The sequence below is a fragment of the Azotobacter chroococcum genome, assembly GCF_002220155.1.
GTDB classification, from domain to species: domain Bacteria; phylum Pseudomonadota; class Gammaproteobacteria; order Pseudomonadales; family Pseudomonadaceae; genus Azotobacter; species Azotobacter chroococcum.
Genome location: NZ_CP011835.1, coordinates 563,250 through 577,892, shown reverse-complemented (window position 1 = coordinate 577,892; position 14,643 = coordinate 563,250). Strand labels below are relative to the sequence as shown.

Here is a 14,643-nt window from a genome sequence, read left to right as displayed (position 1 = left end):
TCTCGTGCTCTTCATCTCGCCTCGCCTGCGGCCGCCAATCCCGTGTTCGCAGAGGCAACTCTAGCGCCCGGGAGAAGGCGGGACACTCCGGGGCTTGCGGTCGAATTCGGGCCCCGCTATTCCCGATTGCCATTCTGCCCCGCCCGGAAGACTGCGACAGCCCCTCACTCCCCCGCCTGCAACGGCACCTCGACCTCGCGCGTCTCGCCGCTGCGCGTCACCGACAGGCGCACCACGTCGCCGACCCGGTAGTCGTCCAGGCGGGCCAGCAGTTGCTCGACCGACTCGACGGCCCTGCCATCGACGGCGGTGATGACGTCGCCGGGCACTATGCCGCCGTCGCGGGTGAAGCTCGCCCCGTCGAGTCCGGCCGCCTCGGCGGCGGAGCCCGGCGGCACGCCGAGGACGAAGACGCCTTCGGTGCCGGTCAGCTCGGCGAGGCGCTGGTTCAGCCCCGGGTCGACCTGGATGCCCAGGGTCGGCTGCACGTACTTGCCGGTGCCGATGAGCTGGGGCACGACGCGGTTGACGGTGTCCACCGGCACCGCGAAGCCAATCCCGGCGGAGGCGCCGCTCGGGCTGTAGATCGCGGTGTTGATGCCGATCAGCCGGCCCGCCGAGTCCAGCAGCGGCCCGCCGGAGTTGCCCGGGTTGATCGCCGCGTCGGTCTGGATCAGGTGGTCGATCGCCGGGCCGCCCTCGCCGGCGAGGGTGCGGTCCAGGGCGGAAACGATGCCGGTGGTCAGCGTCCAGTCGAGGCCGAAGGGGTTGCCGATGGCGAAGACCTTCTGCCCTACCTTGAGATCGTCGCTGGAGCCCAGGGGCACCGGCGGCGGCCGCTTGAAGCCCACGCCGATCCGCAGCACGGCGATGTCGTGCTCGGGGGAGGCGCCCACCAGCGCGGCCCCGAAGGTGCGCCCGTCGGCCAGCTTGACCGTGGCCTCGCTGGCGCCTTTCACCACGTGGAAGTTGGTGACGACGTGCCCGGCGGCGTCCCAGATGAAGCCCGAGCCCGTGCCGCGCGGCACCGAGAAGACGTTGCGGGTCCAGACGTCCATCACCTGCGCCCTGGTGGTGATGAACACCACCGAGTCGCGGGCCTTCTCGAACAGCGCGATGGTGGACTTCTCGTCCGCCGCCAGGTCGCCGCGGGCCTCGACCAGCCGCGGCGCGGCGTCCTCGCCGCCGAACCCGCCCGGGAAGTCCGGCAGGCCGCGCCAGAGCACGGTCAACAGGCTGGCGGCCAGCGTGACGCCGAACAGACGGACGAGGAAACGATCGCGCATGAAAGGACTCCTTGATGGGGGAAAGTGGACGGATTTTATCGCCTGGCGCCGTTCGCCGGACCGATCCAGTCCTCGACGCGCAAGCCGGGCCGAGGCTGCGGGTACCGCTCATCCGTTGCCCCGACCGTTGGGGAGAGTTCCTCGAATCCGACCTTGACTTGGCTGCTGTTCAGTCCAATCTACCATCCATATGGATGGCGAGGGGATGGTCATGAGCATTCACGAACAGTGGCCGAAGGCCGGAGACACGACGGAAAAGATCACGATCAACCTGGGGGTCGTCGACCTGGGACAGATCGACCTGCTGGTTCAGGAAGGCTTCTATTCGAATCGAACCGATTTCATTCGTACGGCGATCCGCAATCAGCTGGCGACCCATGCCGAAGTGATCCGCGAAACGGTCGCCCGCAAGACCTTCGTCCTCGGCCTGCAGCACTACAGCCGTCGCGACCTGGAGGCCGTGCAGGCAGCCGGACAACGGCTCCAGATCCAGGTGCTGGGACTGGCCAGCATTGCCACGGATGTGCCTCCCGAACTCGCGCTGGCGACGATCGACTCGATCGTCGTGCTCGGCGCGCTCCATGCCAGTGCCGCGGTGAAGGCCGCGCTGGCGAACCGGATCCGGTGACCGCAAGAGCGGCCGAAGGAGATTCGAAGCATGAATACCCGACGCAATTCCGATCTGTTCGAAGCTACGCGGCTGACGCGCTCCGGCCGGCTCGGCGAAGCCACCGACCTCATTCAACGTACGCTGGGGGCCCGCCCGGCGCCACAGCCCGCGGCGCAGGCCTCCCCCACGAGCGGTGCCGGGGAAACGGTGCTCGAAGGCAACTTCCGGGTCATCGATGGCAGCCCGTTTGTCCCGGACAGCGCGGTGCAGGACACCGACCGGGAGACGGCAGGCAGCCGAGAGGCGCCCGAGACCGTCAGCGAACCGCTCTTCCCGTCGTCGCGCCTCGCTGCGGTCCTGCGCGAGAAACTGGCCAGGCTCCGCGGACCGGCGCCGGTCTTCGAACCGATCCACTCCCAGCCAGCGCCCGAGGCGACACCCGAGGGCGCCCGGTTCATTGCCGGCTCGTACAGCAACCCCGCGGGTACCCGCAGCTACAAGCTGTATGTCCCGAGTGGCCATGCAGGGCAGCCGTTGCCGCTGGTCGTCATGCTGCATGGCTGCACGCAAAGTCCGGACGACTTTGCCGCCGGAACCCGCATGAACGAACTCGCCGAGCAGGAGCCCTGCCTGGTGCTCTATCCGGCCCAGTCGAGCACGGCGAATTGTTCGAAGTGCTGGAACTGGTTCAATCCGGCAGACCAGCGCGCCGACCAGGGCGAGCCATCGCTGATCGCCGGCATGACCCGCGACGTCGCGGCACGCTACCAGGCCGACCCGCGGCGCATCTACGTCGCCGGTCTGTCGGCCGGCGGCGCCATGGCCACGACGATGGCGATGACCCACCCCGATCTGTATGCCGCGGCCGGCGTCCATTCCGGGCTGCCCCACGCGGCCGCGCACGACCTGCCTTCCGCGTTCGCCGCGATGCAGCAGGGCGCCAGCGGCGCCGGCCCCGCAGGAAAGGGCCAGATGCCCGCACGTCCGGTGCCGATCATCGTCTTTCACGGCGACCAGGATACGACGGTGCATCCCGGCAATGGCGACCAGGTGATCGTCCAGTTCTCGCCGCCCGCTTCCCGCCACGCCGCCGGACCACAAGGCGGCGCGCATCCGGATGTGAAAGTGGAACGGGGCCAGGTGCCGAACGGGCATGCCTACACCCGCACCCTCTACCATCACCCGAGCGGCTCGCCGCACGTCGAGCAATGGACGATTCACGGTGCGGGTCATGCCTGGTCCGGGGGCAGTTCCCACGGCTCCTATACCGATCCTCGGGGCCCGGATGCGAGCAAGGAAATGCTGCGCTTCTTCCTCGCCCACCCTGCCGAGCCGTCGAGGTAAACGAGGGTCCGCTGGAGCCTGTCTGGAAATCCGGCGCTGGCAAACCGCTTCGCGGGTTTTACCACCCTACCGCTCGACGCCCGCCCCTCTCGCCTCCCGCCGCACCGCCGGCGCGACGCGCTCCGCGGTCAGCACCAGGGCGATGCCGCCGAGCACGGCCAGGGCGGCGAGGCTCAGGCGCAGGGTCAGGGCCTCGCCGAGCAGCAGGGCGCCGGCCAGGGCGGCGAGGATCGGCACGCTGAGCTGGACGGTCGCCGCCTGCAGGGCACCGAGGCCGCGCAGGGCGCTGTACCAGACGGCGTAGCCGAGCCCCGAGGTCAGCGCGCCGGAAAGCAGCGCATAGGCGAGTCCCTGCGGGTCCGGCTCGCTCTGCGCCAGCAGGAGCAGGCCGAGCAGCAGGGCCAGGGGGACGGCGCGCAGGAAGTTGCCGGCGGTGGCGGCCAGCGGATCGGCGGCGCCGCGGCCGAGCAGCGAGTAGACCGCCCAGGCCAGGCCGGCGAGCAGCATCAGCGCCGCGCTGCCCGGCGCCGGCGCATTGGCGCCCGGCAGCAGCAGGGCGACCAGTCCGGCGAGGGCGAGCAGCAGGCCGAGGCTCGCCCAGGGGCCGAGACGCTCGCCGCGCGAGAGGCCGTAGAGCAGCATGCCGAGCTGCACCGCGCCGAACAGCAGCAGGGCGCCGACGCCGGCATCCAGCTGCAGGTAGGCGAAGGAGAAGCCGGCGGCGTAGACGAACAGCGCGACGGCGCCGGCCCAGCTGCCACCCGCCCGGCCCGGTCCGGAGCCGAGGCGCAGCAGCAGCCAGAGGGTCAGCGCGCCGGCGAGGATGCGCACGCCGGTGAAGCTGGCGGCGTCGATGCCCGTGTCCCTGAGGGCCAGGCGGCAGAGCAGCGAGTTGCCGGCGAAGGCCAGCATGGCGAGGGCGGTCAGCAGCAGGGTGCGGGCGGTCATGGGGTCGTCTCTGTGTAGAGTCCGAAGGATTGCCCGGAGTCTAGCGGCTGTCGCCCACAGCCATGCCCACCCCTTCGAGGAGGCGCGCCTCCCCTGCCCTCCCCGCCGCACGCGGCTCAGGCGGCCGGTTCGGAAATCTCGATCAGGTTGAGGTCCGGGTCGCGCACATAGATCGAGCGGATCGGCCCGGTCGCGCCGGTGCGCATCACCGGCCCCTCGACGACCGGCCAGTTCATCCGCTGCAGGTGGGCGATCACCGCCTCCAGCGGCTGGCTGGCGATGAAGCACAAATCCAGCGCACCGGGCACCGGCAGGTGCGCCTTGGGCTCGAACTCGCGGCCGCGCACGTGCAGGTTGATCTTCTGGTTGCCGAAGTGGAAGGCCACGCGGCCGTTGCCGAAGGTTTCCAGGTGCATGCCGAGTACCCGGGTATAGAAGTGCGTGGTCGCCTCCGGGTCGGTGGCGGTCAGTACCAGGTGGTCGAGATGGTCGATCATCGGAGTCTCCCGGGGCGTGGCGCCCGGCCGTCGGCCTTGCCGGAGGCAGCGGAATTGGCAAGCATGGGGGCCGTCCCGCCCGGAGTCTGCCATGTCCCTGCCCGATCTGAACCTGCTGGTTGCCCTCAATAGGCCCTGATACACGGAACGTCCACTCCTGGCCGGTTTTTGCCTACTACAACAACTGGCCGTTTTGGGTTGACTTCTATCCCTCGTCACTGGCGACTGTCGACCCACTGCGGTCGTTCGCAGCAACAGCACGACCGACCCGCATCGGCCAAAGCAGCCGCTCGGTGGCAGTGGATATTTTTTGGTGAAGTGGACTTTCTATCCCTAGTTTATGCGCGAACCTCAGAAGCAATTCCTAGCAAAAGGTGCGGGCAATGAACTGCATTTATAAACCCTAAGGAATTACAATAGCGGTCGAATACAAACAGTAGAATTCTGCGAGGAATTATGCCCCTCTTTCACCAACGTGTTATCGAAAAACACGTCAAACACATTCAGGATATCCCTCCTCAAGATGCCAGGGCGCTGGGCAAGTGGGCGGAAAACCTTGAGCGTGGGATTTACGATAGCGAAACCCAGAATGATGGGGAATTTATTCAGCGCATATTGATTGACATTCTGGGTTATGTCGGTAGCAGCGACGGTCAAAAATGGACAGTGGCAAAAAACCAGCCTGTAGGCAAAGGCAATGTAGATGTCGCGCTGGGCCATTTTACTGCCGACTCCTCCAGCATCCTTGCTCCGATGGAGCTAAAGGGCGCAAAAACCCGCGACCTAGACGCTATCATGCCCGCACGCAACAAATCGCCCGTGCAGCAGGCATGGGAATACGCGATGGATGCCAAAGGTGCGCAATGGGTGCTGGTATCGAATTATCGGGAAATACGTCTCTATGCCGTGGGTTATGGCCGCAAGGAATATGAATCCTTTCAATTATCCGACCTAAAAAAGCCTGAGCATTACGCTCGTTTTATCCTGTTACTTTCTGCGCAAAACCTGCTGAACGGCAAAACCCTATCTCTGCTCAAAGAAAGCGAACAAGCCGAAAAAGACATTACAGATCAGCTTTACGCCGATTATAAAATCCTGCGCCGCAGCATGATTGACACGATTGCAAAAGACAACCCCACTAAGGACCAGCTGGACATTATTCGCTGTACGCAGACTATTCTTGACCGCATTTTGTTCGTAGCTTTTGCAGAGGATAAAGGGTTGTTGCCCGATAAAACTCTAGCTAAAGTCTATGAAACCCAAAATCCCTTTAACCCGCAGCCCGTATGGGAAAATTTCAAGGGGCTATTTCAGGCGATTAATAAGGGGAATGCCGCTCTAAATATTCCGGGCTATAACGGTGGGCTATTTGCAGACGATTCCGAACTGAACAGCTTAACGATCAGTAACGAGCTCTGCGAAGGGTTCAAAAAAATCGGCGAATACGATTTTGACAGCGAGGTCAGCGTTAATATCCTTGGCCATATATTCGAACAATCCATCACAGACCTTGAGGAACTGAAAGCCGAGGCCGAAGGCGCGGAAGCCGAGTTCGATAGAAAGAAAAAGCAAGCGTAAAAAGGACGGTATTTTTTATACCCCCGCCTATATCACCCGCTACATAGTGGAACAGTCTGTGGGTGGATGGCTGGCCGACAAGCGCAATGAAATCGGTTTTGATAAATTGCCATTATTGACTGATGCTGACTTCGCCAGCATCAAAATCACTGGAAAGCGAAAAATCAAGCACGAGCGCAATAAAAATGTCGCTTCGCATATTGCCGCATGGGAAAAGTATAAAAAAGAATTATCGAATATTAAAGTTCTTGATCCCGCCTGCGGTTCCGGTGCGTTTTTGAACGAGGTTTTTGATTATCTCAAAAGAGAAGGTCAGGCAATCAACAACGAACTTATAAGACTGACGGGGGATCAGGCAGACTTGTTTCGGTGGGACACGCATATTCTAGCGAACAATATTTACGGCGTGGATTTAAACCGTGAATCTGTGGAAATAACGAAATTATCGCTGTGGCTGAAAACCGCGAACAGGAACGAAAAACTCACCTATCTTGAAAACAATATCAAAGTTGGCAACTCCCTGATTGATGACCCAGCCATCGCGGGTGATCTGGCTTTTGACTGGCGTAGGGAATTCACCAAAATCATGGACGCTGGCGGCTTTGACGTTGTGGTGGGCAACCCGCCTTGGGGAGCAAAATTAGAAGATGACCAGTTAGAGGCCATTAAAGAAAAACATAAAGTGATCATTGTTAGAATGATTAACTCCTATATGTTTTTTATAAATCACGCCCTAAATATTTCGAAAAGCAGTGGATACAATGGATGGGTTGTTCCAGACGGCATCCTATATCAATCGGACAACGAAAAGCTAAGAAATCGCCTTGTATCAGAAAACACTCTAAAGGAAGTGGTTAATCTGGGCGATGCTTTTGATGAAGTTACGCAGCCCTGTGCGATTTTTATTGTTAGCAAAACAAAATCCTCAAAAGCTTCGTATGTGCAAATACTTGATGTAAGCACAGAGCCTAACAAGGATATGGCACTCAACAAAGAAAAAACCGAAGGAATTGAAAGCAGTATAATAAACAGTCTGCCTAGCAAGATATGGCCTACAAAAAATACTAAAAACTACTCCCTGTTACAAAAGACTTTATTTAAGTTATCTGATTTTGTGGATGGCGATGGAATTCAGCGCGGCGTTAGTCCTGACCTAAAACAAGCATTTATTGTCGATAATGAAGACGCAGAAAAAAACCGCCTTGAAGCAGCATTCTTAAAACCAACCGTTACAGGGGGAGAAGATGTAAAGAGATTTTATATTCCTAAAAGCAATAAAAAAATTATCTACGCATCTAAGGCTGATGACCCTGCCGGGTTTCCTAATATTATTGCTCATATTTCCAATTATGAGCATTTAATTTCTTGCAAAGAAGTCAAGCAGGGGAAGCATCCCGTATATACTTTGCATCGCCCCCGCGATGAAAAAATATTTAAAAAGCAGAAAAAAATCATAGGCGTCATCACGGGCGATAAAATAATCACTGCTGTTGATGAGGACACTCTATACCCCACAGATGGGCTATATCTTTTTTGTCCAGCCAATCATGCTATGTCCGATTGTCTTGTGGCAATTTTAAATAGCCGTTTATTGACCTATTTATACAGACTTCTATCCGGCGAGGTTGGAAGGGTATTAGCTCAAGTAAAGCCTACCGTTCTTGCCAATATTCCTGTTCCGGATTTATCAATAGAAAACGAACAGCTTTTGCGTTTGGGGCAGTTGGGCTTAAATATAAAAAAGTCGTTTGTTAACCTAGACCGCATATCTGCCAATTTCATCAGACTGCTTTCTGCGGATTTAGGGTATGCCACGAATACATTGCAAAGAAATTGGCACTCCCTTTCCGTTGCTGATTTTTTTAGCGCGATTGAAAAACAAATAAAGCCACAAAAATTGACGCTCCAGCAAAAATCAGAATGGATGCAGCATTTTGAGGTGGAAAGGGCCAAAGCCCTTGCCCTGAAATCTGAGATTGACAGGCTGAGTCATGAAATCGATCAGATGGTTTATACCCTCTATGGCCTCACCGCTGACGAAATTGCCATTGTAGAGCGCGATGTTTAAGAGAATAAAAATGCATTAGAGTGCTAAGAAATCCTGCGCGCCGATACCCCAATTTCGAATGTCGGCTTTGGCCGAAAATGATTGGACGGATTAACATATCGGATGGCAGCTCCTGGCCGCTTTTTGCCTCTCACAACGAGCCGGCTGAGGATGCGTAGCCTCGTCGGCGCATCCATCCTCCGGCCATCCCCGGATGAAACGCTATTTTCGAGACGCTAATTCCCCCCGTAACAATCCTTCGCCGAGTTGACCCCGAAGCCCGTTCCGCTCTCGGGCACTCTCGATCATCACGACGAAATCTTTCGCCCCCAAGCAGCGCGCCCTAACCCTCAGCCCCCTCGCGCAGCAGGAACTGCCACAGCTCGCGCGCCTCGGGCGGCAGCGCCGCCTCCGACTTCACCCCGACCCACAGGGTGCGGCTGGCCCAGTCGTCGGTCAGCGGGATGGCGCGCAGGCCGTCCGCCAGGCGCTCGCCGCCCACCACCGCCTCGGGCACCACGCCGATCCCGAGCCCGGCCTCGACCATCCGGCTGATGGCGTCGAAGCTGCCCACCTGCATGCGCAGACGGAGGATGCGCTGCGCGGTCACCGCGGAGTCGATCAGCAGGCGCAGCAAGGAGGTGCCGTGGGCGAGGCTGATGTAGTCGTAGGCCAGGGTGTCGACGAAGGCGACCCTGCCGAACTTGGCCAGCGGGTGCCCGACCGGCACCAGCAGGACCAGCCGGCTCTGCCGGTAGGGACGCACATCCAAGGTCGGCGCCGGCACGTTGTCGGCGAACACCCCGACGTCGATCCGCCCGCTGTCCAGCGCCGCGACGATCTCCTCGCTCAGCCGCTCCTCCAGGCTGATGCGCAGCTGCGGCCGCTCGGCGAGGAAGGCCGCCAGGTCGTGCGGCAGGAACTGCAGCACCGCCGAGGTGTTGGCCCACAGGCGCAGGTGGCCGCGCACGCCCGTGGCGAACTCGCCGATGTCGGCGGCCATGCGGTTGACGTTGTCGAGGATGGTGCGGGTGTGCTCCAGCAGCTCCTGGCCGGCCGGGGTCAGCTCGAGCCCGCGCGGCTGACGGATGAACAGCGAGCAGTCGATGGTCTTTTCCAGATCGCAGATGCGCTTGCTCACCGCCGACAGGGTAAGGTGGGCGCGCTCGGCCGCCCGGGTCAGGCTGCCCAGTTCGGCAGCCAGCAGAAACACCCGCAGCGACTGCAGATCGAAATGGAGAGGATTGGTCATGACTGCTGCACGCTCCCGAAGGCTGTGAATCCGAACATACGCCGAACACCGCGCGGAATCTCATCCCGCCGTCCCCTGCCGATGGCCGGCAGGAAGCATCCGGCCGGCCGGGGGCACGGCCAGCGGGTGGGTATTTTACGGCGCGGCATAATGGCACATCGGGCGGGAAAACGGGCCCACCGCGCCCGGCCTTTCTTGCACGAGAGTCCCCCAAAGAAGGCGCCGCCACCCCGCCGGCACACTGGCCATCTTTGTCCACTCGGCCCGCAGGCAGGGAACCCGACGGCTCGACGCCCTCTAAAGCTCGATTGCCGACCAACCGGACCACCAGCAGAAAAGGAATACCGCCGATGCAAAGACTGCCAACCACCCTGAGCCTGCTCGCCGCCCTGCTGCTCTCGGCACAGACCGAGGCCCTGGCCGCCGCGCCGGCAGGCGCCGGCCCCGTGCTGTTCAAGGATGCCGGGCCGGGGTCGATCCGCGCCGACTACCCGCTGTTCGCCGGCGAGCGCCAGCGCCTGGAGGCACTGGTCGGGGCGGCCAGGCGCGCCGGGATCGACGTGCCGGTGCCCAAGGACCCCGGCGGCGGCTTCAGCCACGAGCAGCACAAGCGCAACTACATGGCGCTCTACGGCGCCGGCCTGCTGTACCGGATCACCGGCGATGGCGCCTACGCCGACTACACGCGCCGCCTGCTGCTGGAGTACGCGAAACTCTATCCGACCCTCGGGCCGCACCCGGCCGCCAGCGGCGACTCGCCGGGGCGGCTGTTCTGGCAGAGCCTCAACGACAGCGTCTGGCTGGTCTATGCGATACAGGGCTACGACGCGATCCGCGACACGCTCTCGGCCGAGGACCGGCAGACCATCGACGAGCAGGTGTTCCGCCCGATGGCGGCGTTTCTCTCCGAAGGCCAGCCGCAGGTCTTCGAGCTGATCCACAACCACGCGACCTGGGCCTGCGCCGCCGTCGGCATGACCGGCTACGTGCTGCGCGACGACGAACTGGTGGCCAAGGCGCTGAACGGCCTCGACCAGAGCGGCAGGACCGGCTTCCTGCGCCAGGTCGACCAGCTGTTCTCGCCCGACGGCTACTACACCGAAGGCCCCTACTACCAGCGCTATGCCCTCATGCCCTTCGTGGTCTTCGCCCAGGCGATCGACGCCAACGAGCCCGCGCGCAAGATATTCGACTACCGCGACGGCGTGCTGCTCAAGGCGATCCGCAGCACCGTCCAGCTCAGCCAGGGCGGCTATCTCTTTCCGCTCAATGACGCCCTGCGCGACAAGAGCCTGCGGACCGACGAGCTCTATCAGGCGATCGCCATCGGCTATGCCGCGACCCGCGACCCGGCCTTCCTGTCCGTCGCCCGCTGGCAGGGACGCACCACCCTCACCCCCGAAGGACTGCTGGTCGCCCGCGACCTGGCGGAAGGCAAGGAACAGCCGTTCCCCTTCGCCTCCCGGCTGTTCCGCGACGGCCCGCAAGGCGACCGCGGCGCCGTCGCCGTCCTGCGCGCCGGGCCGGGCGAGCGGGATCAGGTGCTGGTCGTCAAGAACAGCGCCCAGGGCATGGGCCACGGGCATTTCGACAAGCTCGGCTGGATGCTCTACGACGAGGGTGCCGCGGTGGTCACCGACTACGGCTCGGCGCGCTTTCTCAACGTCGAGTCCAAGGACGGCGGCCGCTACCTGAAGGAAAACCAGAGCTGGGCCCGGCAGACCGTCGCCCACAACACCCTGGTGGTCAACGAGACCAGCCACTTCGACGGCCAGTGGAAGGCCGGCGAGAAGATGGCGCCCCGCCAGCTGTTCTTCTCGGCGGACGGGCCGACGCGGGTGAGTACTGCGGAAATGGAAGGCGCCTACCCCGGCGTGCGCTTCCGCCGCACCCTGGCGCAACTGACGATAGAGGGCCTGGCCAGCCCCGTGGTCGTCGACCTGCTGCGCGTCCAGGGCAGCAAGCCGGCCCAGTACGACCGGCCCCTGCACTATGCGGGGCATCTCACCGCGGTGGGCTTTCCGCTGCAGTCGAACCCGGCACAGCGGCCGGTGCTCGGCAGCGCCAACGGCTACCAGCATCTGTGGGTGGATGCGACCGGCACGCCGCAGGACGGCAACGCCACCCTGACCTGGCTGAACGGCCAGCGCTTCTATACCTACCGCCTGCTGCCGCCCGCCGGGACGAAGCTCATCCTCGCCGAGAGCGGCGCCAACGACCCGCACTTCAACCTGCGCCGCGAGCCGGTGCTGATCGAGCGCCTGGAGAACGCCACCGACGCCACCTTCGTCGCCGTGCTCGAACCGCACGGTCTGTACGACCCGGACGCCGAGACGGTCAGCGACAGCCGCAGCCGGATCGCCGCGCTGCGCCATGTCCGCGCCGCGGATGCCGACCTCGTCAGCCTCGAACTGCTCGACGGCCGCACGCTGACCCTGGCCATCGCCGACGACGCCGATGCGGCGAAGGCGCATCGGGCCGAGATCGACGGCAGGCTGCTCGCATGGAGCGGCCATGTCGGGCGCTTCGATGAACCGGCTGCCGGGGAAACGCGATCGGAAATGGCCTCAAGGGAACGCCGGTGACGACCGCCGCCGTTCGGCAGCCCCGCAGCGGCTAGAGCAGTTTCACCCTATTCAGATTCGCCTTTTGGGGGCGATCAGGATAACGACATGCGTGGATGGCCGCTCCGTAGGTCGGGTTAGCGTAGCGTAACCCGACAGCCTGCCCGGCATTGCCTGTCGCGCCGGGTTACGCCCTACGGGCTAACCCGGCCTACAGTTGCAGCAGTGATCCGGTATTTCATGAAAATGCTCTAGCGCTACCGGTCCAGCCGCTTGAGGAAGACCGTCATTTCCTTCTCCGCCTGCCGGTCGCCATGCCGGCGGGCGGCCTCCAGGCCCCGCTCCCAGGCCTGCCGGGCGCCGTCTGCGTCGCCGGCGGCCTGCAGCGCCTTGCCGAGCAGCTTCCAGGCAGCGGAATAGTTCGGGTCGAGTTCCACGCAGCGGCGCAGATGCCCGGCGGCACGCGGCGCGTCGCCGGCATCCAGGTAGCCCTTGCCGAGGCCGAAGCGCAGCAGCGGGCTGTCCACGCCCTGGGCGAGCATCTTTTCCAGCGATTCGAGCATGTCGACCTCCGTCGGGTCCGCGAGACGGCCGCCCCAAAGGGCGCGGGCCGCAGCGAGTATAGGCCGCCCGCCGGCAGACCGGTGGCCCCGCGGGACGGCCGGCCACGCCTCAGGGCGGCCCGACCAGCACCCCCAGGCGGGCGCGCAGGCCCCGCGCCCGGAGCAGGTCGCGGCCCAGTTCCAGCCAGCCGTGCAGGGCGATGCGCAGCGGGTTGTAGCTGTGCAGCGGCCTGGTGAGGCCGTAGCGGATGGGGATCTCCGGGCGGTATTCGACGAAGGTGCCGAACAGCCGGTCGAAGACGATCAGCACGCCGCCGTAGTTGCAGTCCAGGTATTCCGGGTTGCTGGCATGGTGCACCTTGTGGTGGGTGGGCGTGTTCAGCACCCACTCCAGCGGGCCGAGCCGGGGCATCCAGGGCGCGTGCACCCAGAACTGGTAGAGCAGGTTGAGCGTCACCGCGGCGGTCACCGCCAGCGGCGGGAAGCCCAGCCAGACCAGCAGCACGTAGAACAGCCCGTTGCCGGTCAGCCTGCCGGTCCAGCCCAGGCGCAGGGCGGTGGCCAGGCTCAGCTGGTTGGGCGAGTGGTGCACCGTGTGGCTGGCCCAGAACCAGCGCACCCGGTGCGCCATCCGGTGATACCAGTAATAGAGGAAGTCCTGGCCGAGAAACAGGGCGACGAAGGCCGCCGGGCTGGACATCTCCAGGGTCTGCAGGCGGTGCTCCCAGGCCAGCACGAACAGCGGCGCCACCAGGGAAAGGCCCAGGGCGTCCACGCCGCGGCGGATCAGCGCGTCGGCGAACGAGGCGGCGCTGGCCCGCCAGTCGTAGGAGCCCGGCCGGAGCAGGCTGCGCGCCAGCCCCTCGACGCAGGCGATGCCGAGCAGCACGAGAAAGGCCGCGGCGAACCAGGGCAGCGCCTGCGGCCCCAGGGTGTCGCGTATCGCTTCGATGGGCATGGCGGTTCCTCCTCTATTGGGCGCCCTTGCGCCGGGCCATCTGCGCCTGGGCGAAGCTCTTGATCTGCTCCAGGCTGACCGAACCCTGCCCCTCGGCGTCGATCGCCGCGAAGTGGCGGGACACGAAGGGCATGCCGGCCTTGGCCTCCTCGGCACTCAGGCGGCCGTCGCCGTCGTGGTCGGCGCTGGCGAAGCGCTGCTGCAGTTCGGCCTGCAGGCGTTCGCCGCGGGCCGGCTCGGCGAGGGCGACGCCGGCCGTGGCGAACAGGGCGCAGGCGAGGATAACGGGGATGAAAGGGGTACGCATGGCGTTTCTCCGGAGAAAAAGTTCGGAAGGGGTTAGCGCGAGGGGCAGGCGATGCTGGCACCGCTGGCGTCCTGACAGGCGACGCTGCGGGTCAGGCCGCCGTCCCGGCTATAGCTGGTGCTGCCCTGCAGGCTGTTGCCGGTGGCCGCGTTGGTGAGGCTGGTGGAACGGCTCTGGCTCAGCCCCGACTCGGCGGTATAGGTCAGCCCGCCGTTGCTCTGCAGGCTGCTGCCCTGGCTGCCGGTGGCGGACAGGCTGCGTTCGCTCTGCCGGCTGCCGTCGTCGCTGCGCGAACGGCTGGCGCGGCGCTCGAGGCTGCCGCCGTCGCTGCCCTGCAGGCTGGCGCCGCGGGCGGCGCTGGCATTGCCCTGGCCGTCGGCGACCATGACGCGGCCGCGCTGCAGGCTGCCGCGCTGCCCCGCGTGGCGCTCGAGCTGCGTGGCGCTGCCGCCGCCCTGGCCGTTCGTGCGGACCACGCGGCGCTCCCCGGCCTGGGCGTCGGCGAACGCCAGGCCGGCGGACAGGGCGAGCAGGGCGGCGAAGATGGGTGACAGGGATTTCATGGGATGGACTCCTCTTGAGTGGATGCCGTCGTCTGGCGGCGGAAGCCACTATCGGCGGGAGCCATGAGCGAACCGTTGCCGGCGCCGGGCAATGCGTGACAATCGGTGAGCGGCGGGCGCTTCTGT

The 14,643-nt window shown here is 63.7% G+C and carries 13 protein-coding genes; 5 read left to right on the top strand and 8 right to left on the bottom strand.

The annotated features are described in order from the left end of the window. Positions 1-164: 164 nt before the first annotated feature. Positions 165-1,286, bottom strand: coding sequence for a S1C family serine protease (locus tag ACG10_RS02680; RefSeq protein ID WP_089167033.1), 1,122 nt, complete (start codon positions 1,284-1,286; stop codon positions 165-167). A 211-nt stretch (positions 1,287-1,497) separates the two neighbouring features. Between ACG10_RS02680 and ACG10_RS02675 the strand changes: the two genes are divergently transcribed. Further along, the gene (locus ACG10_RS02675) at positions 1,498-1,914 is read left to right on the top strand and encodes a CopG family transcriptional regulator (RefSeq protein ID WP_039807427.1); all 417 of its coding nucleotides are present in this window, start codon (positions 1,498-1,500) and stop codon (positions 1,912-1,914) included. A 30-nt stretch (positions 1,915-1,944) separates the two neighbouring features. Further along, a complete protein-coding gene (locus tag ACG10_RS02670; protein ID WP_089167032.1) occupies positions 1,945-3,240 on the top strand; it encodes an extracellular catalytic domain type 1 short-chain-length polyhydroxyalkanoate depolymerase in 1,296 nt (431 codons plus the stop codon). A 66-nt stretch (positions 3,241-3,306) separates the two neighbouring features. On the opposite strand, the gene ACG10_RS02665 is transcribed toward ACG10_RS02670, so the two are convergent. After that, positions 3,307-4,188, bottom strand: a complete 882-nt coding sequence (locus ACG10_RS02665; RefSeq protein WP_089167031.1) for an EamA family transporter — start codon at positions 4,186-4,188, stop codon at positions 3,307-3,309. Between the two features lie 116 nt (positions 4,189-4,304). Then, positions 4,305-4,685, bottom strand: a complete 381-nt coding sequence (locus tag ACG10_RS02660) for a VOC family protein (RefSeq protein ID WP_089167030.1) — start codon at positions 4,683-4,685, stop codon at positions 4,305-4,307. Between the two features lie 456 nt (positions 4,686-5,141). Here ACG10_RS02660 and ACG10_RS02655 point away from each other — a divergent pair, with 456 nt between their 5' ends. Then, entirely contained in the window at positions 5,142-6,263 is a 1,122-nt protein-coding gene (locus tag ACG10_RS02655; protein WP_089167029.1) for a type IIL restriction-modification enzyme MmeI, read from the top strand. Positions 6,264-6,321: 58 nt separating this feature from the next. After that, positions 6,322-8,331 (top strand): HsdM family class I SAM-dependent methyltransferase, encoded by a 2,010-nt coding sequence (locus ACG10_RS02650; protein WP_157731361.1) that lies wholly within the window; start codon positions 6,322-6,324, stop codon positions 8,329-8,331. A gap of 322 nt (positions 8,332-8,653) precedes the next feature. Here the strand turns inward: ACG10_RS02650 and ACG10_RS02645 are convergent, their stop codons facing one another. Then, positions 8,654-9,562 (bottom strand): LysR family transcriptional regulator, encoded by a 909-nt coding sequence (locus ACG10_RS02645; RefSeq protein ID WP_089167027.1) that lies wholly within the window; start codon positions 9,560-9,562, stop codon positions 8,654-8,656. A gap of 350 nt (positions 9,563-9,912) precedes the next feature. Here ACG10_RS02645 and ACG10_RS02640 point away from each other — a divergent pair, with 350 nt between their 5' ends. After that, positions 9,913-12,147: an alginate lyase family protein gene (locus ACG10_RS02640; protein WP_089167026.1), complete on the top strand. Its 2,235-nt coding sequence runs from the start codon at positions 9,913-9,915 to the stop codon at positions 12,145-12,147. A gap of 236 nt (positions 12,148-12,383) precedes the next feature. Here the strand turns inward: ACG10_RS02640 and ACG10_RS02635 are convergent, their stop codons facing one another. From ACG10_RS02635 to ACG10_RS02620, 4 genes are all read right to left on the bottom strand, one after another. Further along, on the bottom strand, positions 12,384-12,689 hold the full coding sequence (locus ACG10_RS02635; RefSeq protein WP_039801577.1) for a tetratricopeptide repeat protein: 306 nt from the start codon (positions 12,687-12,689) through the stop codon (positions 12,384-12,386). 109 nt (positions 12,690-12,798) lie between these two features. Next, positions 12,799-13,647, bottom strand: coding sequence for a sterol desaturase family protein (locus ACG10_RS02630; RefSeq protein ID WP_039801574.1), 849 nt, complete (start codon positions 13,645-13,647; stop codon positions 12,799-12,801). 13 nt (positions 13,648-13,660) lie between these two features. After that, positions 13,661-13,954, bottom strand: a complete 294-nt coding sequence (locus ACG10_RS02625) for an EF-hand domain-containing protein (protein ID WP_089167025.1) — start codon at positions 13,952-13,954, stop codon at positions 13,661-13,663. A 32-nt stretch (positions 13,955-13,986) separates the two neighbouring features. Next, positions 13,987-14,517: a hypothetical protein gene (locus ACG10_RS02620; RefSeq protein ID WP_089167024.1), complete on the bottom strand. Its 531-nt coding sequence runs from the start codon at positions 14,515-14,517 to the stop codon at positions 13,987-13,989. Between the last annotated feature and the right edge of the window lie 126 nt (positions 14,518-14,643).

Bases quoted from the DNA above. Each gene is read 5' to 3' on its own strand.
- ACG10_RS02660 (WP_089167030.1), bottom strand. From the start codon at position 4,685: ATGATCGACCATCTCGACCACCTGGTACTGACCGCCACCGACCCGGAG.
- ACG10_RS02675 (WP_039807427.1), top strand. From the start codon at position 1,498: ATGAGCATTCACGAACAGTGGCCGAAGGCCGGAGACACGACGGAAAAG.
- ACG10_RS02630 (WP_039801574.1), bottom strand. From the start codon at position 13,647: ATGCCCATCGAAGCGATACGCGACACCCTGGGGCCGCAGGCGCTGCCC.
- ACG10_RS02640 (WP_089167026.1), top strand. From the start codon at position 9,913: ATGCAAAGACTGCCAACCACCCTGAGCCTGCTCGCCGCCCTGCTGCTC.
- ACG10_RS02665 (WP_089167031.1), bottom strand. From the start codon at position 4,188: ATGACCGCCCGCACCCTGCTGCTGACCGCCCTCGCCATGCTGGCCTTC.
- ACG10_RS02655 (WP_089167029.1), top strand. From the start codon at position 5,142: ATGCCCCTCTTTCACCAACGTGTTATCGAAAAACACGTCAAACACATT.
- ACG10_RS02670 (WP_089167032.1), top strand. From the start codon at position 1,945: ATGAATACCCGACGCAATTCCGATCTGTTCGAAGCTACGCGGCTGACG.
- ACG10_RS02625 (WP_089167025.1), bottom strand. From the start codon at position 13,954: ATGCGTACCCCTTTCATCCCCGTTATCCTCGCCTGCGCCCTGTTCGCC.
- ACG10_RS02645 (WP_089167027.1), bottom strand. From the start codon at position 9,562: ATGACCAATCCTCTCCATTTCGATCTGCAGTCGCTGCGGGTGTTTCTG.
- ACG10_RS02620 (WP_089167024.1), bottom strand. From the start codon at position 14,517: ATGAAATCCCTGTCACCCATCTTCGCCGCCCTGCTCGCCCTGTCCGCC.
- ACG10_RS02680 (WP_089167033.1), bottom strand. From the start codon at position 1,286: ATGCGCGATCGTTTCCTCGTCCGTCTGTTCGGCGTCACGCTGGCCGCC.
- ACG10_RS02635 (WP_039801577.1), bottom strand. From the start codon at position 12,689: ATGCTCGAATCGCTGGAAAAGATGCTCGCCCAGGGCGTGGACAGCCCG.